The organism is Mesorhizobium sp. M1D.F.Ca.ET.231.01.1.1 (assembly GCF_003999155.2).
Classification (GTDB): Bacteria; Pseudomonadota; Alphaproteobacteria; order Rhizobiales; family Rhizobiaceae; genus Mesorhizobium.
The window spans coordinates 1-985 of sequence record NZ_RZOZ02000044.1; the positions used below are offsets into that span (position 1 = coordinate 1).

Annotated in this window: 1 protein-coding gene; it reads right to left on the reverse strand. The window is 59.0% G+C overall.

Annotated elements, in window-relative coordinates:
• Positions 1-940, reverse strand: a 940-nt coding sequence (locus tag EN874_RS32155; protein WP_127428837.1) for an IS481 family transposase, incomplete at its 3' end; no start/stop codon positions are given.
• Between the last annotated feature and the right edge of the window lie 45 nt (positions 941-985).

Genomic DNA, 985 nt, shown 5'->3' on the forward strand with positions numbered 1-985 from the left:
GTCCCGGCATTTGATGGATTGGATCGAGCCTGAAGCGTTCAGGGTCCTTTGTCCAGCATTTGCAGATGTATTCGTAGGGGGTTAGCCCCGTCAGTGTCTTAAGCCGGCGCCCGAAGTTGTAAGCGTCGATGAAGTCTTGGAGATGCTGACGGAGCTGATCGTGGTTGTCGTAGTGGAAACGCTTGACGGTGGCCTCCTTGACCGTGCGGTTCATGCGCTCGACCTGACCATTCGTCCACGGATGCTTCACTTTCGTGAGCCGGTGCTCGATGCCGTTGTCGCGACAGACGCGGTCGAAGATGTGCTCGAAGGCGTGCCGGTCCTGCGTGCGGTTGGTGAACTGGATGCCATTGTCGGTGAGCACGGTGTGGATGGCGTAGGGGACGGCGGCCACGAGGTTGCGCAGAAACTGGGCGGCCGCCATCCTACCAGCCTTCTCATGCAACTCCGCATAGGCGAACTTCGAGGTCCGGTCGATGGCCACGAAGAGGTAGAGCTTGCCTTCGGCCGTGCGCACCTCGGCGATGTCGATGTGGAAATAGCCGATCGGATAACGCTTGAACTTCTTCTTGCCTGGCTTGTCGCCCTCGACCTCGGGCAGGCGGGAAATGCCGTGACGTTGCAGGCAGCGATGCAGCGAGGAGCGCGTCAGGTGCGGGATCGTCGGCTGGAGGGCATAGAGGCAGTCATCCAGCGGCAGCAGCGTGTGCTTGCGAAAGGTAACGACGATTGCCTCTTCCTCAAGCGACAAGATCGTCGATCTCGGCTCCTGTGGGCCGGTCGGCAGATCGGCAACTGACGTCCGCTTCTTCCATTTAGCGACGGTCTTCTGGTTGATCCCGTAGCGCTTGGCCAGCGTTCTCAGGCTCTCTTGACTATTCTGTATTGTTCGACGGATCGCCTCTGTCGTTGTGGCGCTGCCGTGAAGAACCTGGCCCATAGTGCATCCTTCCATTCTTGGGAAAACAATGCACCATCAAATGCC